16 protein-coding genes are annotated in these 19053 nt (G+C 69.4%); 9 read left to right on the top strand and 7 right to left on the bottom strand.

The window, feature by feature from the left end; translation table 11 throughout:
- Positions 1-7: 7 nt before the first annotated feature.
- The 3 genes from F8M74_RS18775 (at position 8) to F8M74_RS18765 (ending at position 4621) form a co-directional block, all read left to right on the top strand.
- Entirely contained in the window at positions 8-1036 is a 1029-nt protein-coding gene (locus tag F8M74_RS18775) for a PQQ-binding-like beta-propeller repeat protein (protein ID WP_228559117.1), read from the top strand.
- Positions 1037-1207: 171 nt separating this feature from the next.
- Positions 1208-1801: a DUF305 domain-containing protein gene (locus F8M74_RS18770; RefSeq protein ID WP_228559115.1), complete on the top strand. Its 594-nt coding sequence runs from the start codon at positions 1208-1210 to the stop codon at positions 1799-1801.
- Between the two features lie 354 nt (positions 1802-2155).
- Positions 2156-4621 (top strand): heavy metal translocating P-type ATPase, encoded by a 2466-nt coding sequence (locus F8M74_RS18765; protein WP_141254129.1) that lies wholly within the window; start codon positions 2156-2158, stop codon positions 4619-4621.
- 139 nt (positions 4622-4760) lie between these two features.
- Here F8M74_RS18765 and tmk read toward each other — a convergent pair whose 3' ends face one another.
- Both tmk and F8M74_RS18755 read right to left on the bottom strand, forming a co-directional pair.
- Positions 4761-5426, bottom strand: coding sequence for a dTMP kinase (gene tmk / locus F8M74_RS18760; RefSeq protein ID WP_141254127.1), 666 nt, complete (start codon positions 5424-5426; stop codon positions 4761-4763).
- Positions 5423-5761, bottom strand: a complete 339-nt coding sequence (locus F8M74_RS18755) for a hypothetical protein (protein WP_216619628.1) — start codon at positions 5759-5761, stop codon at positions 5423-5425. The genes tmk and F8M74_RS18755 overlap by 4 nt, the downstream gene beginning before the upstream one ends.
- 177 nt (positions 5762-5938) lie before the next feature.
- On the opposite strand from F8M74_RS18755, the gene ribB reads away from it, so the two are divergent.
- Positions 5939-7090 carry a 3,4-dihydroxy-2-butanone-4-phosphate synthase gene (ribB, locus tag F8M74_RS18750; protein ID WP_141254126.1) on the top strand — a complete coding sequence of 384 codons (1152 nt, stop codon included), beginning with the start codon at positions 5939-5941 and terminating at the stop codon, positions 7088-7090.
- A gap of 33 nt (positions 7091-7123) precedes the next feature.
- On the opposite strand, the gene thrC is transcribed toward ribB, so the two are convergent.
- The 5 genes from thrC to greA all read right to left on the bottom strand — a co-directional run bounded on the left by thrC (position 7124) and on the right by greA (position 13319).
- Positions 7124-8464, bottom strand: coding sequence for a threonine synthase (gene thrC / locus F8M74_RS18745; protein ID WP_141254124.1), 1341 nt, complete (start codon positions 8462-8464; stop codon positions 7124-7126).
- Entirely contained in the window at positions 8461-9024 is a 564-nt protein-coding gene (locus F8M74_RS18740; RefSeq protein ID WP_141254122.1) for a hypothetical protein, read from the bottom strand. The genes thrC and F8M74_RS18740 overlap by 4 nt, the downstream gene beginning before the upstream one ends.
- Before the next feature lie 100 nt (positions 9025-9124).
- On the bottom strand, positions 9125-9763 hold the full coding sequence (locus F8M74_RS18735) for a protein-L-isoaspartate(D-aspartate) O-methyltransferase (RefSeq protein ID WP_141254121.1): 639 nt from the start codon (positions 9761-9763) through the stop codon (positions 9125-9127).
- Positions 9764-9790: 27 nt separating this feature from the next.
- On the bottom strand, positions 9791-12688 hold the full coding sequence (gene recG, locus F8M74_RS18730) for an ATP-dependent DNA helicase RecG (protein WP_228559111.1): 2898 nt from the start codon (positions 12686-12688) through the stop codon (positions 9791-9793).
- A gap of 112 nt (positions 12689-12800) precedes the next feature.
- Positions 12801-13319, bottom strand: a complete 519-nt coding sequence (gene greA, locus F8M74_RS18725) for a transcription elongation factor GreA (RefSeq protein ID WP_141254120.1) — start codon at positions 13317-13319, stop codon at positions 12801-12803.
- Positions 13320-13507: 188 nt separating this feature from the next.
- Between greA and F8M74_RS18720 the strand changes: the two genes are divergently transcribed.
- From F8M74_RS18720 to F8M74_RS18700, 5 genes are all read left to right on the top strand, one after another.
- Positions 13508-14038 carry an FHA domain-containing protein gene (locus F8M74_RS18720; protein WP_141254118.1) on the top strand — a complete coding sequence of 177 codons (531 nt, stop codon included), beginning with the start codon at positions 13508-13510 and terminating at the stop codon, positions 14036-14038.
- Positions 14039-14048: 10 nt separating this feature from the next.
- A complete protein-coding gene (locus tag F8M74_RS18715; protein WP_141254116.1) occupies positions 14049-14453 on the top strand; it encodes an MGMT family protein in 405 nt (134 codons plus the stop codon).
- A gap of 84 nt (positions 14454-14537) precedes the next feature.
- On the top strand, positions 14538-15086 hold the full coding sequence (locus F8M74_RS18710) for a M15 family metallopeptidase (protein WP_171410068.1): 549 nt from the start codon (positions 14538-14540) through the stop codon (positions 15084-15086).
- A 123-nt stretch (positions 15087-15209) separates the two neighbouring features.
- Positions 15210-17423 carry a DUF4139 domain-containing protein gene (locus F8M74_RS18705; protein WP_141254112.1) on the top strand — a complete coding sequence of 738 codons (2214 nt, stop codon included), beginning with the start codon at positions 15210-15212 and terminating at the stop codon, positions 17421-17423.
- Positions 17423-18979, top strand: coding sequence for a DUF4139 domain-containing protein (locus tag F8M74_RS18700; protein WP_141254177.1), 1557 nt, complete (start codon positions 17423-17425; stop codon positions 18977-18979). The genes F8M74_RS18705 and F8M74_RS18700 overlap by 1 nt, the downstream gene beginning before the upstream one ends.
- The last annotated feature ends 74 nt before the right edge of the window (positions 18980-19053 follow it).

The raw sequence follows: 19053 nt of genomic DNA, 5'->3' as shown, positions 1-19053 counted from the left end.
GGAACGCATGAAGCCGACACTGTGGATGATGCCTTTCCTGACTGCGCTGGCGATGAGTGGCTGCGCCGACCAGGACTCGAACACGTTCCCCGTCCTCGAAAAGGACGCAGTGTTCGTCGTGAATGGTGGCAGCAACTCCCTCAGCGTCATTGACGTGGAGCGGCAGGAAGTCACCAGCACCCTTCGATTGAAGGACATGACCTATCCCCACCACATCAGCCTCAGCCCGGACCGGAGCTCGCTCGTGGTGGCGGTCCCCGGCATGGACCTGAGCGGCGGGCACGGCGGCGGGCACGGCGGCCACAGCATGCCTGGCAAGCTCCTCCTGCTGGACGCGAAGACGGGTAGGACGCGGGCCACGCGGCAGTTCGACGCGATGACCCACAACGGCGCCTTCTCGCCGGACGGCACCGAGGTGTGGACGGCCCTGATGGCGGATCCGGGCGCGGTGGTCGTGCTCGACAGCCAGACGCTAGAGCCCAAGCAAACGATTGACGTGGGCAACATGCCCGCGGAGGTGACGTTCTCCCACGACGGGCGCTATGCCTTCGTCGCCAATGGCGACTCCAACAATGTCTCCGTCATCAACGCGGCCACCAAGGCGGTGGTGAAGACGGTGACCGTCGGGGCCAACCCGGTAGGTGCCTGGCCGGGGAACGACGGCCTGATGTACGTGGACAACGAGGACGGCAAGAGCCTCACCGGCATTGACGCCAGCACCCTCGATGTGGCGCGTACCTATCCGCTGGGCTTCACGCCGGCCATGGCCGCCACGGCCCCCAATGGGGACCTCTGGGTGACGGACACCGACAACGGCAAGGTCATCTTCTTCGCCGCGGGCACGACGACACGTCAGGGGGAACTTGCCACTGGCGCCGGAGCCCATGGCATCGCGTTCTCCGCCGATGGCGCCACCTCATTCATCACCAACCAGACCGCGGGGACGCTCAGCATCGTCGACGTAGCCTCGCGCACCGTTCGGAAGACGCTCACCGTGGGCACCCAGCCCAACGGACTTGTCTTCCGCGAGAACTGACCCGTCTCGAGTTACGCGGTGATTGCCGCGGCGCCCCCTGTGAGGTGGCCTGTAACCCCGCCGCTCACAGGTGCCGCAGGCCACCTCCATGCACAGCATCCGGCGCGGCGGACGCCCTGGCCATTTGGCACACCACGGAGGCCAGGCGTCCGACCTGGAGGCTGTGAACGTATGAAATCCTCAATGCTATGCAGCGCCCTGGCGGTCGTCTTCCTCGCAGCGGTAGCGGGGTGTGGAGATGACGAGTCGCACGGGGGCATGTCCATGGACAGTGACGTTGCCCCCGAGCGGCTCGTCGTGGACGGCGACTATTCCGACGAGCGGTTTATCGACATGATGGCCGCGCACCACCAAATGGCCACCGAGATGGCCATGGTCGAGGAGCAACGCGGCACGCGTCAGGAGCTCCGGGCGCTGGCCACGAAAATGATTCAGGACCAACGTCAAGAAATCGAGGAACTGAAGACCCTCAAGCAGGCCCACTTCGGCTCCTCGGATGTGCCGACGATGATGAGCGAGTCCGAGATGCAAAACAGCGGCATGCTGATGACCGCCGAGCTCGCGCGACAACCGGACGTCGACAAGGCGTTCATCGATTCGATGATGCCGCACCACTCAAGTGCCATTCTGATGGCGAGCGTCGCGCTTCGGCGGACCAGCAACGCGGAGATTCGCGCACTTGCCCGCGGAATCATCGACGCGCAGACGCAGGAAATCGGTCAGCTGATTGAGTGGCGCAAGTCCTGGTACGGCAGTCAACCGTAGCGGGCATGGGCGCACTCACGACTGGAGGCGGCGAACCACCGCCTCCACCGCCGCGCGGATGGCCGCCACGAGCCCGTCGCCGTCACCGCACAAGCCGGGTGTGACCTATCTCATCCGGGTGTAACAGCGCGGGTTACGCCAGACGGAGGCACGCCCGAGTCAATCTCGGAACTTGCCCGTCGGCGCGGCTGGCCTCGGGGTTGCTTGATACCCGAGCTGACGAGCCACACGGGTTCGCCCTGAGTGCATTCCTGGCAGCCAGCCATGGGTCCGCTTCGGGCGACAGGCCGATTCGCTCGGAACTGTAAGAAGCAACGGGGTGCTTCGTGATCCCCGGCAAAAGGAAGCGCGACGATGACGACCCATCTCCCCCCAGTAGCTCACACCGGGCACCACCCTCCGCACCTGCCGGAGGGCAAGGCGAAGGACCCCGTCTGCGGCATGTTCGTGGATCCCCAGGCACCGAAGGGCGGCAGCCACGTGCACGAGGGGCACACGTACTTCTTCTGCAGCCCGAAGTGCCGCGAGAAGTTCACGGCGGAGCCACAGAAGTACCTCGCGCCCAAGCCCCAGCCGCAGGAGCCTGCCCCCGCGGGCACCATGTACATCTGCCCGATGGATCCGGAGGTGCGCCAGGACCATCCCGGCGCCTGCCCCAAGTGCGGCATGGCCCTCGATCCCGAGCAGCCGGTCCTCCAGACGCGCACCGAGTACGTCTGCCCGATGCACCCGCAAATCGTGCGCCCCGAGCCTGGGGCGTGCCCAATCTGCGGCATGGCCCTGGAGCCACGGACCGTCACCCTCGAGGACGCGCCCGACCCGGAGTACCTCGACATGCGGCGGCGCTTCTGGGTGAGCGTCGTCCTCTCGCTCCCTGTGTTCGTACTGGGCATGTCCGAGATGATTCCGGGCCAGCCCGTCCAGCGCCTCATCCCAGGGCCGCTCATGGCCTGGGTGCAGTTCGCCCTGGCGACGCCCGTGGTGCTGTGGGGGGGCTGGCCCTTCTTCCAGCGGGGCTGGGCGTCGGTGCGCAACCGGCACCTCAACATGTTCACGCTGATTGCCCTTGGGACGGGCGCCGCCTACGGCTTCAGCGTCTTCGCCACCTTCTTCCCCGGCCTCCTGCCGCACGCCTTCACCGGCCACGGTGGCCACGTGCCCTTGTACTTCGAGGCCGCGGCGGTCATCACCACGCTGGTGCTGCTGGGGCAGGTGCTGGAGCTCCGGGCCCGCCATGCCACCTCGGGAGCCTTGAAGGCGCTGCTCGGGCTGGCTCCGAAGACGGCGCGGCTGCTGCGCGAGGACGGGCGCGAAGAGGACGTGGCGCTGGACGGGGTCCACGTGGGTGACCGCCTCCGCGTCCGACCGGGCGAAAAGGTGCCCGTGGATGGCGTGGTCCTTGAGGGCGAGAGCGCCGTGGACGAGTCCATGGTGACGGGTGAGCCGATTCCCTCCGAGAAGACACCTGGCAGCCGGGTGACAGGAGGGACGGTCAACGGCACCGGCGGCTTCGTGATGCGGGCCGAGCGTGTCGGCCGCGACACGCTCCTCGCTCAAATCGTACAGCGGGTGGCCGAGGCCCAGCGCAGCCGGGCCCCCATCCAGCGTCTGGCCGACACCGTCTCCGGGTGGTTCGTGCCCGCGGTGGTGGTCATCGCAGTCCTGACGGCGTTCATCTGGGGCATGTGGGGACCAGAGCCCCGGCTCGCCCACGCGCTGGTCAACGCCGTGGCCGTCCTCATCATCGCGTGCCCGTGTGCCCTGGGCCTGGCCACTCCCATCTCCATCGTGGTGGGCATGGGGCGTGGCGCGCAGGCCGGCGTCCTCATCCGGGACGCGGCGGCACTCGAGGAACTGGCGAAGGTGGACACCCTCGTCGTCGACAAGACGGGCACCCTCACCGAGGGCAGGCCGAGCCTCACCACGGTGGTGGCCGCCACCGGTTTCGACGAGGCGCGGCTGCTTCACCTGGCCGGCAGCATCGAGCGCGGGAGCGAGCACCCGCTCGCGTCCGCAATCGTGAAGGGCGCGGAGGCACGGGGTGCCGTCCTCACTGAGACGCACGGCTTCAAGTCCGTGACGGGCCAGGGCGTGACGGGGCGTGTGGATGGTGCGCAGGTGGCGCTCGGGAATGCCCGGCTGCTCGAGGGACTCGGCATCGAGGCAGGGGCGTTCCTGGAGAGGGCGGAGGCCCTGCGGCGGGAAGGGCAGACGGTGATGTTCGTCGCCGTGGACGGCAAGCCGGCCGGGCTGCTGGGCGTGGCCGACCCGGTGAAGGCCAGCACCCCCGAAGCCGTTCAGCAGCTCCGTGCCGATGGGCTGCGCCTCGTGATGCTCACGGGTGACAGCCGGACGACGGCGGAGGCGGTGGCCCGGCGCCTGGGCATCGATGAAGTCCACGCGGAGGTGCGCCCCGAGGAGAAGAACGCGATGGTGAAGCGCCTCCAGGCCGAAGGGCACGTGGTGGCCATGGCCGGAGACGGGGTGAACGACGCGCCCGCGCTCGCCCAGGCCAACGTGGGCATCGCCATGGGCACGGGCACAGACATCGCCATGGAGAGCGCCGCCGTCACGCTGGTGAAGGGTGACCTCCGTGGCATCGTCCGCGCCCGGCACCTGAGCCGGGGCACCGTGCACAACATCCGCCAGAACCTCTTCTTCGCGTTCATCTACAACGTGCTCGGCGTCCCCATCGCGGCGGGAGTCCTCTACCCGTTCTTCGGACTGCTGCTGAGCCCCATGATTGCCAGCGCGGCGATGAGCTTCTCGTCCGTCTCCGTCATCGCCAATGCCCTGCGGCTGAGGCGGCTGGACCTCTGACCGCCGCCCCGCCGGATTCAAGAGCGCGCCATCCGCCACGCGGCGGATGGCAGCGGGCGGACGCCATGCGGTCCTCCCGCAACCGCTGACGACATCCAAGACAAGGCGCCGCCGGGCGGGGAATACCGCCCCAGACGGTTCAGCGCTTGCGGGCCAGCAGCTTGCGAATCTCTACCAACGACGCGGCCGTCACGGCCTCGATGCCCTGCTCGCCGTCGATGTGGACGATGCGCTCGTGCTTCTCCCGGCGGCGGATGGCGGCCACGTACTGCTTCGCAATCCGCCGCTGTGCCTCGTCCGCCTCGAACAGCTCCGCCGCCCCGCCGCGTGCCTTGCGGCGCCGTGCCGCCACCTCTGGCGCCACGCCGACGAACAGCGTCAGGTCCGGCGACACCGCGCACGCATTCACCGCCTCCACCCATTCCATGGGCAGCGACGCGCCTTGGTAGGCCAGGGACGACAGGACGTAGCGGTCACACAGGACAATCTGGCCCGCCGCCAGCGCCGGGAGCACCCGGGCCGTGAGGTGGTCCGTCCGGTCCGCGGCGAACAGCAACGCCAGCGTCTCCGGCGCCAGCGGGCCCGCCCCACCGGGCAGCCCCAACCGGCCCGTGAGCGCCTGCCGAATCATCGTCCCCACGGGGCCGTCAGACGGCTCCCGTGTGGTCAGCACCGAGTGCCCCTCCGCACGCAAGGCCGCTGCGAGCCGCTCCACCTGCGTCGTGGTACCAGCCCCATCCAGTCCCTCCAGGACGATGAAACGCCCTGGACGGCGCGCGGAGGCCTTCTTCCGTGCGGCGCTCACCGGGGAAGCAGCGCCGAGGGGTCGTCCAGCCGCAGCTCGCTGCGCAGGGCCAGCATCGACTCGTATTGCTTCAGCTCATCCACCAGGACCTTCCGACCCGCGCGGTAGCTGATGAAGGCGTAGACGAGCAGCGACACGGACACCAGGGCCGCCGCCCACGCCAGCAGGGGCGTGCGAAGAGAATCGTAGAAGAGCTTGCCCGACGCCCCACCCACCAGGGTGGCGATGACGGTGGACACGCCCGCATGGGCGAAGCGCGTCGTGCTCTCACGGGTGGACAGATTGGCCTGGAGCTGGTCGAGCCGAGCCCGGAGTTCCTGGGTATTGGAAGTCATCACGGCGCCAAACACCCTACATCACTGCGCCCGTCGCGTCGAGTCGGCACCTACCCACCGGCCGGTCCTAGGCCCTCCAACGGCCCCTTGCCCACCTCATCCCCGCCATCATCCCCACATGCGCCCGGCTACCGGTTGGCTTGCGAGCCACCCTCGCCCACGCTACATGCGCGACTCATGCAGCCCTCCGCCCGGACCGAAACCTCCATGAGTCACGACAGCGAGATCTCCTCCATCGACGACGCCATCCGTGACATTCAGGAGGGCAAGTTCGTCATCGTCGCCGACGACGAGGACCGTGAGAACGAGGGCGACCTCATCATGGCCGCGGAGAAGGTGACGCCCGAGCACCTGGCCTTCATGGTGCGCCACACCAGCGGCATCGTCTGCATGCCCATGCTGGCGGAGCGGCTGGACGAGCTCCACCTCCCGCAGATGGTGTCGGATAACACCGAATCCCACCGAACCGCCTTCACCGTCTCCGTGGACTACCGCCACGGCACCCATACGGGCGTATCCGCGGCGGACCGCGCGAAGACCATCCGCGCCCTGGTGGACCCCTCCAGCAAGGCCGATGACTTCCTGCGCCCCGGGCACATCTTCCCGCTCCGCTACCGCGAGGGCGGCGTCCTCCGCCGGGCCGGCCACACCGAGGCCACCGTGGACCTGTCCCGCCTCGCCGGCCTGTCCGCCTCCGGCATCCTCTGCGAGCTGGTGAAGGACGACGGCACCATGATGCGGATGCCGGACCTCAAGGTCTTCGCCCGCGAGCACAAGCTGTCGCTCATCACCATCGCGGACCTCATCGAGTACCGCCGCCGCAAGGACCGGCTGGTGCGCCGCGAGCCCGGCCAGCACACCGTCACCACCCGGTACGGTGAGTTCACCGCCCTCACCTATTCCTGGCTCCCCGACGGCGTGAAGTCCCTGGTCCTGGTGAAGGGCGACCCGGCGTCGCGGCCCAGCGCCCTGGTGCGCCTGCACGCCGCCTGCGCCCTGGGCGACGTGTTCGGCTCCCCGTCGTGCAACTGCAACGTGCTGCTGGACCAGGCGCTGGCGCGCATCGCCCGCGAGGGCTCCGGCGTGCTGGTGTACCTGCCCGGCATGCACGGGGACGACTTCGGCATCCACCACAAGCGCAACACCGACGGCAGCAGCGGCCCCACGCGCGGCCCGCAGGAGTCGCGCGACCTGGGCATGGGCTGCCAGATTCTCAATGACCTGGGCGTCCGCACGCTCCAGGTGATGACCAACTCGGACATCACCTACCGCGGGCTCGCGGGCTTCGGCCTCACCATCGAGAAGCGCGTCCCGCTCCAGCCGGACTGACGCGCCCCTCGCCGGGCGGACCGGGCCCGTGGTTCAGCCCAGGTCCGCCAGCGCACCCGTCACCGCGTCCAGCGTCGCGGGCAGCTCCATCGGTGGGTTGGCGAACTGGCTCGTCACCTCCGCGAGCGAGCCGCGGTGGTAGCCCACCTTGAAGTCGGCGAACTTCAAGCCGTGCGCGGTGGACACCACCGCCACGCGCGAGCCCCGGGCAATCACGCCCTGCGCCACCAACTTCTCCAGCGCCGCCAGCGCCACGCCCGTGTGCGGACAGGTGAAGGTCCCCTCACGGTCCGCGCGCGCGGCGGCGTTGGCCAGCTCGGACTCGCTGGCGTCCTCCACCACGCCGTCGAACGCCTTGAGCACCTTCACCGCGCGCTTGAAGGACACCGGGTTGCCAATCTGGATGGCCGACGCCAGCGTGGGCTCGGCCTGCAGGGGCACCAGCTCCTGGAAGCCGCCCCGGAACGAGCGCGCCAGCGGGTTCGCCTTCTGGGCCTGCGCCACGGCGATGCGCGGCCGGCGGGTGATGAGCCCCAGCGACAGCATCAGCTCGAAGCCCTTGCCCAGGGCGCTGGCGTTGCCCAGGTTGCCGCCGGGAATCACCACCCAGTCCGGCGGCTCCCAGCCAAGGTCCTGGCAGAGCTCCACGGCGACCATCTTCTGGCCTTCGATGCGCAGCGAGTTCATCGAGTTGGCCAGGTACAGCCCCGTGTCCGCCGTCACCGCCTGCACCAGCTTCATGCAGCCGTCGAAGTCCGTGTCCAGCGACAGCACCCGCGCCCCATTGGCAATGGGCTGCACGAGCTGCGCGAGCGACACCTTGTCGCGCGGAAGGAACACCACCGCCGGAATCCCCGCCGCCGCGCAGTAGGCGGAGAGCGCCGCGGACGTGTCGCCCGTGGAGGCACACGCCACCGCGCGCAGCGGAACGCCCCGGGCGCGCATGTGCTTCACCGCGGAGACCAGGACGGTCATTCCCCAGTCCTTGAAGCTGCCCGTGGGCGAGACGCCGCACTCCTTCAAATCCAGCGCGGCCAGCCCCAGCTCCGCCGCCATGCGCGGCAACGGCTTGAGTGGCACGCGGCCCTCGCCGAGCGAGACGATGTCCTCCGCCGGCAGCTGCGGATACGCCCACTCCCGCTTGCCCCACACGCCCGAGCCATCCGGCAGGCGCGCGGAGCCGAAGCGCGTCTCGAAACGGCGCTTCCATTCCGCCGCGGATACCGTGCTCAGGGCCTTCACGTCGTGCGCGACTTCCAGCAGGCCGCCGCAGCGCGGGCACCGGTACACCACGTCCATCAGCGAGGCGCGAAAGTCACAGCCCTCACTGCACGCGTACTCCGCGCGGAACTCCGAAGCCGACTCCTCGCTCATGCCTCCTCCTGTGCCCGCGTGCCACACTCCGGACAGGCCTTACCGGGCCGCACGCGAGTATGACACGATGCGCAAGAGCGCCAGCCATCGTCGTCGCCAGAAGGTCTTCCAGGCGCCGCTGCCACGGGGAGCTTCGCCCGAGGCAGGCGCATGCCGCAGTTGTCGCAGAGCAGCCCCGCCGCCTGGGTGTTGCGGCAGTAACGGCAGACGACGGCGCCCGTCGGCGCGGCGGTGCGCACGCCGTCGTCCGGGGCACGTCCGGTGTCCAGCTCGGACATGGGCGTCACCGGAACGGCCCCCATGTCCCTGGCGCGTGTCAGCTGCAGGTCGGGAACCACCTGCGCCGGCAGATCTGGCCCGGAACGGAGCCGCGTCACGTCCAGGTCTGGCAACACAGCCGCGTCCACCGGCGCGCGGCCTCCGGCATGCGGTGTCACTTCCAGCTCCGGCAACGTCGCGATGGGCGCGGTCTCCGCCACGGCCGCGGGGAACCGCTTGCCGCAGACGTCGCACTCCGTCCCTTCGGGCTGAACGTGGTCGCAGAGCGGACAGATAATCATGATGTGCGAACGTTAGCGGGCCGCCGCCGACATGGCGAGCAAGCGGACAGAGAGCCTGTCTCCCGCCTCGCTGGGTCAGGAGCCACCCGAGCCCAGGATGTCACCCCTGAGAGAGCGGCTGCCCCGTCATGGGAACGAAGCGAACCAGCAGCAGGGACTCCACCTGGGGCACCTCTCCGGGCCGGAGGGCGCGCTGGATGCGCAGCAGTTGCTGGGTGCCCCCCTGGGGCCCCACCGGAATGAGCATGCGTCCGCCCGGCTTGAGCTGAGAAAGGAGCTGAAGCGGAACGTCTGGTGGCGCCGCGGCGGCGAGGATGGCGTCGAAGGGCGCCTGGTCCGGCCAGCCCAGCGAGCCGTCTCCTTCCCGGAACGAGACGTTTTCGAAGCCCTGCCGCCCCAACACCTCTCGCGCCGATTGGGCCAGCTCGGGGACGATTTCCACGGAGTAGACTTCTCTGCACAGCAGAGACAGCAGCGCCGTCTGGTAGCCCGAGCCGGTGCCGATTTCGAGGACGCGCTCGTCCCCCTGGAGCTGGAGCGCCTCCGTCATCAGCGCCACGACGTAGGGCTGACTGATGGTCTGACCATGCCCGATGGGCAGCGGCGAGTCCGCGCTCGCCTCTTCGCGCAGGCCCTCCGGCACGAAGTCCGCGCGGTTCAGCCGAGCGATGGCCTCCAGGACTCGCGCGTCCTTGATGCCGTGCCGCGACAGGTAGTCGGCCCTTCCCCAGTCCCCCATGCCCCTAGCCTAGTCATGACAGGCGCCTTAACCCACCCGCGCGAGCGCGAGCCGCCCTTCCCAGCGTTCCTCGAGCGCCTTCACGAGGCCCTGGTTCTCCTTCGCCTTCATGTCCGGGTCCTTCTCCAGGATGCGCCGGGCCTCGGACTGCGCCATGGAGAGCAGGTCGCCATCCCGCGCCAGGTTGGCCACCGCCAGCTCGGGCAGGCCACTCTGGCGCGTGCCCAGGAATTCACCCGGGCCTCGAATCTCCAGGTCCTTCTCCGCGATGACGAAGCCGTCGCTGCTCTGCTCCATCACCGTCAGGCGCTCGGCGGACTCCCAGGAGCGGGCGCTTCCGGCCACCAGGTGGCAGAAGCTCGCCGCCGCGCCGCGCCCCACCCGGCCCCGGAGCTGGTGAAGCTGTGACAGGCCGAAGCGCTCGGCGGATTCCACCACCATCACGGAGGCGTTGGGCACATCCACGCCCACCTCCACCACCGTGGTGCAGACGAGCAGGTGCAGGCGCTTCTCGCGGAAGTCCTCCATGACGGAGTCCTTCTCCTCCGCCTTCATCCGCCCGTGCAGCAGCCCCACGTTCGCGTCGGGGAACACCTTCCGGAGCTTCTCCACGCCGCGCGTGGCGTCCTCCAGGTCCAGCTTCTCCGACTCCTCCACCAGCGGGTAGACGACGTAGGCCTGGTGCCCCTTGGCCAGCTGCGCGCCCACGGACTCATAAACGAGCGCGCGCTGCTTGTCGTTGAACACCCGCGTTTGAATGGGCGTGCGGCCCGGCGGAAGCTGGTCGATGACGGACAAGTCCAGGTCGCCGTACAGCGTCATGGCCAGCGTGCGGGGAATGGGCGTGGCCGTCATCACCAGCACATCCGGCTTGGGCCCCTTGCTCATCAGCGTGTGACGCTGGAGCACGCCGAAGCGGTGCTGTTCGTCGATGACGACCAGGCCCAGGCGTTCGAAGGAGACGTCTGCCTGAAGCAGCGCGTGCGTGCCCACGGCCAGATGAACTTCGCCTCGGGCCACGGCCTCGCGCACCTGGCGCTTGGCCTTCGCCGTGCCCGCCGCGCTCACCAGCCCCACGCGGTAGCCCAGCGGCTCCATCACCTTGCGGAAGTTGCGCTCGTGCTGCTCAGCGAGGATTTCCGTGGGCGCCATGACGGCCACCTGGTAGCCGGCCTGCAGCGCGATGAGGGCGGAGACCATGGCCACCGCCGTCTTGCCGCTGCCCACGTCTCCCTGGACCAGCCGGTTCATGGGCTCCGGGCGCGCCATGTCCCAGCAGAGTTCCTCCACCACCCGCGCCTGCGCGCCGGTGAGTTGGAACGGCAGCGCGTTGCGCGCCTTCGCCAGCCGGGGCTCGGACACGTCGAAGGAGATGCCGACCTCCGCCTTCACGCCCTGCCGCTTGAGCGCCATGCCCAGTTGGAGGAAGAACAGCTCGTCGAAGGCGAGCCGCCGGTGCGCGGGGCTCTGGTGCGCGTCGAGCGCCTCCAGGTCCGCGTCCCCTGGCGGGAAGTGGATGAAGCGCAGCGCGTCCGGCAGGCCCATCAAGTCCAAGCGACGGCGCAGGTCGGCGGGCAGCGGGTCATCCAGTTCGTGCGCGTACTGCTCGCCCACGCGGGAGGTCAGCTCGCGGAAGGAGCGCTGCTCACCGCGCTCGAAGCCCGGATACACGGGGACGATGCGGTTGAAATGGACCGACGTCGTGGACTCGAGGTCCTCCGCCGGTTCGATTTCCGGATGGGGCATCTCCCGGCCCGTCATGGTGGCGCGAACCTCGCCGGAGAGGACGATGCGCTTGCCCACGGTGAACCGGCTCTTCAACCAGGGGCCCGCATTGAAGTACGTGGCGGCGATGCTGCCCGATCGGTCCCCCACGACGGCGCGGAACATGCGCCGGCCCTGACGGCCCGCCACGAAGTCGGCCACCTTGACGATGCCCACCGTGACGCCTCGCTCGCCGGGCTCCAGCTCGGCGATGGTGCGCAACTGGCGGCGGTCCTCGTAGCAGCGCGGCAGCATGAAGAGGATGTCGCCCATGCGGCGCAGCCCCTTCTTGTCGAGCGCCGAGACGAGCCTGGGCCCCAGCCGCTTGCCCAGCGTCTTCAGCGGCGCCGACAGCGGCCCGGAGCGCGGCGCGATGGAGAGGAGCTTCGCCTCGGAGCGAGAGGCCTCCGCCGCGACCGCCCGCTTCTTCTTTCGCTGAGCCTTCTCCTTGCGCGTCTTCGCTCCGGGAACCGCCTCTGGCCCCGTGTCGAGCGCGGCCTGACGGAGACCCGGCTTCGCCCGAGACGACGGCGCACCCGGCCGCTCGTTGGCGGGCTGCGGCGCGGCGACGTTCGACTGCGGAGGCCGCGTCGTCGGCGCCATCCGCGGTGGACGGGCAGGAAGGGGATCCGAGTCCATTCCGACCTGACGTCCCCGCGGCCCATCAGGGCTCATGCGCGGCATGGGGCCATCAACGCCGCCTCCGCGCGCAGAGGCCGGGGCTCCACGCGAAGCCGGTCCTCGAGGCGCGTCCGGCCGCGGGCCCGACGTGGGCAGTGGCTCCGCCGACTTCCAGGGCGGCACATACCCCGGGGGCGTCGTGCCTCCCGCGCCCACCGGAGCGCCCTGCGTGGACCTCGGCCGAGCCGGAACCGCGCCCTCCATCGTCACGCCGTGCAGCTCCGCGGGCAGCTCCACCCCGCTGACCTTCAGCCCGGCCACGACTCGCCGCAGCGCGGCCTTGCGGCGCTCGGGCATGGCGTGGTCCACGTCGGGCAGCGCGGCCCTCAAGTGGTCCAGTGCCCGTGCATCCACGCCACTGGCCCCGGCAAGCGCGCGCTCCAACACCGGGCGCAACGACTTCACCGTGGCCAGCATCGCGAAGTCGCGCTGGCACACGTACCGGAGGGGTCCAACAAGGCTGGCGAGCGGGTGGTTCACGCGGGGGTTCCGCCGTACATCCTACGGAACGGGGATGACGTCTCCCACAAAACGAGACCGGGGAAGCGAGCCCTGGCCCGCTCCCCCGGCAACTCACGGCGGCTTCCGAGGTTCAGCTCCCGCTCGCCGGGGCCTCTTCTTCGGGCTCCTCGAAGCGGATCTCCTGGACTTCCAGCTCGCGCACGCCGCCGGGGCTCTGCACCGTGGCGATGTCACCCACCTTCTTGCCGATGAGCGCGCGCGCCACCGGCGAGGTGACGGCAATCCACCGCTTCTTCAGGTCTGCCTCGATCTCCCCCACGAGCCGGTAACTCACCGGCTTGTCGGTTTCGGTATCGAGCAGGTCCACCGTCGCCCCGAAGATGACCTTGTCGCCGCCCAGCTTCGCCGGGTCGATGACCTCCGCGCGGGCGATCCAGTCGTTGAGGGTCAGGATGCGCCCCTCGATGTGCGACTGCTTCTCCTTCGCCGCGTGGTACTCCGCGTTCTCACGCAGGTCACCATGTGCGCGAGCGACCTCGATCTCGCGCGAGATCTTCCCCCGCTCGACGGACTGGAGGTGCTTCAGTTCCTCCTTCAGCTTGCGCAGTCCGGACGGGGTCATCGGGATGTTGTCGCTCCCGCTGCTCATCGACACAGCTCCTTCCACCACTCCCAGGTTCAATAAAATGGAGGGCCGGCGCTCCTCTTCCGGAGCCCGGCCCCCGCGACCAAACAAAAGCCCAATGTAAGGAACCACTGACAAGTTGGTCAATGAAACCCGTACAGGGAACGGGGGATGGGCTGGGCGCGCGCCCTTTGACCCGCTAGTCTGCCCCCGTGCTGTCCGTCCAGGAAATGCGCGGGCTCGGTGCCGCCCTGCCCTCCAGTACCTTCCAGCGTCAACTGGGGCCTTTTGCACTCATCCAGCGCCCGCCTTCCGAGGCCTCGACCGCCGTGCTCGCCCCCACCCGCATGGCGGCGCCCTCGGAAATCGAACAGGGCATGCTGGCCTTGCTGTTCGAGTTCGAACACCTGCGCGTGGCCACCCTGCCGCCGCTCAACGCCACCGACCGGCTGCGCATTGGCCGCCGCATGGACTGCGACCTGGTCGTCGACGACGCGTCCGTGTCCAAGATGCACGCGGAGCTACGGTGGAACGAAGCCGACCAGCGCTGCACCGTGCAGGACCTGGGCTCCACCAACGGCACCTTCCTCAATGCCCGCTCCCTGGGTGGCCGCGAGGCCGTGCTGCGCGACGGCGACATCCTGAGCGTGGGCAACGTGCAGTTCTGGTACCTGCTCACCCGCACCCTGCATGAGCGCCTGCGCGCGGGCGAGGCCACCGGCCTGGGCTCGCGCAGCGGCTGAGCCATCCCGCATGTCCACACCGCCACGCGACGAGCGCGACTACTTCGAGCGCATCTACACCGTCACCGCGCAGGTGCCGCATGGGCAGGTGGCCACCTATGGGGACATCGCCGTCATCATCGGTGATGGCTGCGATGCCCGCGTCGTGGGACATGCACTGGGCGCGTTGGGCGCCCGCGCGGACAGCGTGCCCTGGCAGCGCGTCATCAACCGCACGGGTGGCATCAGCACCTCGGGTTACGGACAGCGCGAGGCCCTGGAGGCGGAGGGCGTCACCTTCGACGAGCGCGACCACGTCCGGATGGCATCACACCATTGGACGGGCCCCAGCGAGACGTGGGCCCGCGCACATGGATTCCAGCCGTTGCCTCCGCGCGAAGTGAAGACTCAGGACGCACAATTGAAACTGTTCTGAACAGGCGCTCGCCTTCCCGTCTGCTTGCGTCGAGGCACAGACGCGCGAAAGTTCGGATTCCGGCCACGGGGCCGGCGTCCAAACATGTCGCTCGCGCTGCTCCGTTGGGGAGTCTTCATCCTCCTGTGCCTGTTCGCGCCCCAAGCCGTCGCCGGCGACGCAAAGCCCCGGCGAAGTGAGGCGAAGGGGGCTCGGCTCGTTCGTCTCAAGAACGGGCAGTTGCTTCATACCGACGCCGCGGACGCGTACCGGCGGATGAAGGCCGAAGCGCGTTCGAAGAACATCTACCTCTGGGTCAACAGCGGCTACCGCTCCCCCGCGAAGCAGCGCCGGCTCTATGAGCGCTACCGCAAGGGCAAGGGGCCTCAGGCGGCACGGCCCGGGCGCTCCAACCATCAGCGAGGCCTCGCGGTGGACCTGGTCATCGGTGGTGTCAAGACACCGACCTATGACTGGCTCGTGTCGAATGCATGCCGCTTCGGCTTCAAGCGCACGGTGCGCTCCGAGCCCTGGCATTGGGAGTACCGCCCGCGAAGCACCCGCGAGCCGAAGCCAGGGCGTGACTGCGTGGGCCGCCCCTTGAAGCGTCAGCGGCTCCAGTCTCCGCCCGTGACGAGCACCGAGAAGAGCTGAGGCGCGCTAGCTCCAATGCTGCGTGTCGTCAATCCGACCCAAGGGCATCCCGACCTCACGGGTTGGGGCCTTTTGTCCGGGGGGACTGATTTTTATAAGACATCTCGATTACGGTGAGCAGCCATGCTCGTCGTCACCTCGAACCTCGAAGCCGTCACCGTCCACGCGGAGGGGGCGCTTTGTACGCGGGTCGCCACGATTCCCACGGCGGGAGGGATGTTGCCCTCGCAGGTGCGAATCAATGGCCTGCCCTTGTCGTTGCAACCCGGCTCGCTCCGGGCGTCCGTGGTGCACGGCCCGTCCGGGCTCGCCGTGCGCGACCTTCGTCCCACCTATGACGTCCAGCTTCCGCCAGAAGTCGACGTGCCCGCGGAGCACCTCGCCTTGGAGGCAGCCGAGCACCGCCTCTCCGACCTCACCCAACAGCTCGCGCGCGTGGGTCAGGAACTGGATGCGCTGTCGAAGCTGTCCCCCGGGTTTCCACCCCGGCCGAAAGAAGCGCAGGAGCCCCGGGACGCCCCCGTGTCCGCGATGCTGTCGCTCATGTCCTTCGTGGACACCGAGCTCGCCGCGCTCCATTCGCGGAAGCTGGACCTGGAGCGGCAGCAGCGTGACGCCGAGGCCGAGCTGCGCTTGCGGCGCAACCGCGTGGCCGAAGCCTCTTCGTCCGTACGAGGCCAGCGCGCCCGCGTGTACCGCGCGGTCGTGCTGACGCTGTCGGGCCCCCTTCCCGCGGACCAGGGTGCGCGGCTCGCACTGGAGTACGCCGTCCAGGGGGCTCGCTGGGTGCCCACCTACGACTTGCGCCTGCCGCGCACGCTGGAAGAGGGAACGCTGCGCATGCGCGCCTCCGTGCTCCAGCGCACCGGCGAGGACTGGACGGGGGTGAAGCTCGCCGTCTCCACCGCGGACCTCGCCCGGCATGCGGAAGTCCCCGAGCTGAAGGCGCTGCGCATTGGCCGCCATCAACCGGCTCCCGCGCGTTCGGGCTGGAGGGAGGCACCACCGGGGCTCGATGAGCTGTTCGCGGGCTACGACGCCACGCGGACGCCCACGCCGGTTCAGCCCGAGGTCCGCGCCGAACCCGAGCCAATGCCCGCCGTCCTCGAGCAGCCCCAGAAGAACAAGCGCAGTGCCGTGCCCATCGCGCCCGAGCCCGACTTCGCCATGGCGGAAGCGGCCGCGCCACCGCCTCCGCTGGCGGCGGCCCCTCGAAGTGCTCCGATGCGCCCCAGTGCCGCTGCCCCCGAGGAAGAGGAGACGCGCTCGCGATCGCGAGCGCGAGGCGGTGGCCTGATGTCGCGCGCGCGCCGACCGCCACCTCCGGCCGAGCTCGAGGAGGCGCCCGAGAGTTCATTCGACGATGACGGAGACGGGCTCAGCATGGATGCCGCCTCGCTGGGCGGTGGTGGTGGTGGTGGCGAGCGAACACCTCCGAGGCAGGAGCCCTCCGACGCGCTGCTGGACTACGACCGCCTGAGCATGGCGCCCGCGGATGACCTGGGCGCGCGTGGCAGACTGCAACCGCGCCCTGGGCACGTCACCCAGGAGCTGGTGGCCCTGGCGGAGGTCCACACGCAGATCGACATCACCGTGCGAGTCGCCCTGAGTCTGCAGGAGACCTCTTCCATATGGGCGGCCCCCGCGCCGGCGTGGTCCCAGCCGCCACGCACATCCTCGCCTCACTTCGATGCGCGCTTCGATGTAGAGACGCGCGCGGACGTGCCTTCGGACGGAGCGTGGCACACCGTGCCGGTGTTGTCGGTACCAGTGGGGCTGTCCGCGGAATACGTCTGTGTCCCCTCCGTGGAGTCGCGTGCGTTCCGCACGGTGCGCGTGGAGAACCGGACGCCGTATCCGCTGCTGGCAGGTCCCGTGGACGTCACGCTGGAGAACGAGTTCCTGATGACGTCTCCCCTCCCGACCATGGCCCCGGGCTCAACACAGCGGCTGGGGCTCGGTGTGGAGGAGTCCATCAAGGTCGCGCGCAACACGCGGTTCGACGAAGCGACGGGCGGCATGTTCGGCGGCTCGACGATGCTGACGCACCACGTGTCGGTGGAGCTGGCCAACCGGCTGAGCAATCGCATCCTGGTCGAGGTGTGCGAGCGCGTGCCCACCGTCCCCATCAGCACGGAGAAGGACATCAAGGTGGAGGAACTGGAAGTTGCCCCGCTCTGGCAGAAGCGCCTGCCCTTGCCCGGTGAAGCAAAGGTGGAGGGCGAGCGCGCGTGGCGCGTGGTGCTCCAGCCAGGTGAAGCGCAGACGCTGAAGGCGACATGGACCGTCAAGATTCCGGGCAACAAGATGCTCGGCGGCGGCAACCGGAGGACATGATGGGCACCCCTTTCATCCTGCCCGTGGTCAAGGTCACCGTCCTCGAGGACCGGGCGCTCGTCGAGCGGCGGGGGGAGATTCCCCTGTCCGTGGGAACGCAGCGACTGGTCATTCAGGGACTGTCCCCGATCGCCGTGGACCGCTCGCTCCAGGCGAAGGTCGCGGGTGGCACCATCTCCCAGGCACGCATCCGCCGGGCGACGAAGCCGCAACCACCCGAGGCCGAGCGCGAACACCGCACCGCGCTCGGAAAGCGCGTCGCGGAGCTGGAGCAGGAGCTCCGGCGCGTGGTCGCGGACGAAACCCGGCTGGCGGCGCGGCTGCGGCTGTTGGACACCGCGCGCACCGATGTCCACCGCGCCATCTCCGAGCAGGCAGGCGCCGGACAGTCGCGGCCGGAGACGTGGCGGGAGCAGTTGGAGACGGTGCGCCGCGAGCAGCTGTCGGCGGACTCGGCGTTCCGAGAGGCTCAGCGCCGGACGCTGCGACTGCGGGAGCAGCTCGACGAAGCACGGGCCTCGCAGACGGCTGTCGAGCTCCTGGAGCCAACGGTCGACACCCAGGCCGAGCTGGAGGTGGGCCACCCCACGGGCGGGCCCGCCACGCTGTCCGTCACGTACCTGGTGCCCTGCACGGCCTGGCGGCCTTCCTACCGCGCAACGCTGTCCCGCGAAGCCTCCGGTGAGTCCGTCACACTGGAGTGCGAGGCCGTCGTCTGGCAGCGCACCGGTGAGGAGTGGAAGGACGTGGAGTTGGCGTTCTCCACCGCGCGGCCCACGCTGGGCGCCACGCCACCGAGGCTCCAGGAGGACCGGCTGTGGCTGCGGGACAAGACGGAGCGCGAGAAGCAGGTGGTGGAGGTGGCCATCCGAGAGGAGGTCATCCAGACCGCGGGCGAGCCCGGCGCTGCCCGGCGGGAGGATGCGCTACCGGGCATGGACGACGGAGGTGAACCGCTGACGGTGACGGCCCCGCATCGGGCCAGTGTGCCACCGGACGGCGAGCCCTACCGCGTGCCCCTGTTCCAGTTCACCGCGCCCGCGGCATCCGAGCTGATGGCCATGCCGGAGCAGTCCCCCCTGGTGCACCGGGTGGCCCGGTTCGACAACACGGGCCCCACGGTGTTGCTCGCGGGCCCCGTGAAGCTGGTGCGGACCCACGGCTATGTGGGGCGTGCGCAGCTGCGTTTCACCGGCAAGGGCGAGCGCGTGAAGCTGGGATTCGGCAGCGAGGACGCGCTGCGCGTGGCGCGAACGGAGGACGTGGGGCGGGAGACCAGCCGACTCACCGGCCGCAAGGTGACGACGCACAAGGTGCGGCTGTTCCTCTCCAACATGGGCGCGAAGGCGGTGCCGGTGGCCATCGAGGAGCGGATACCCGTCTCCGAGGTGGAGTCGGTGGAAATCCAGCTGATGAAGGAGAGCACGAAGCCCGCGCCCGCGCGCGTCAGCGAGGATGGCATCGTCCGCTTCGAGTTGACGGCGTCGCCCCGCTCGCAGCAGGAGTTGGCGATGGACTACGTGGTGACGAGCGCGGCGAAGGTGGCCGGGCTCTGATGAGGCCCGGGTTCCACCGCGAAACAGCCCTGGGGGGCCGGGACTTCCACCAGGGTTCCGGCGGAAGCATTCAT

Source organism: Myxococcus sp. CA023 (genome assembly GCF_010998615.1).
In the GTDB taxonomy this organism is placed as follows: Bacteria; Myxococcota; Myxococcia; order Myxococcales; family Myxococcaceae; genus Myxococcus.
Note: the sequence above shows the minus strand (reverse complement) of the source record. Positions and strands in the feature narration are given on the sequence as shown.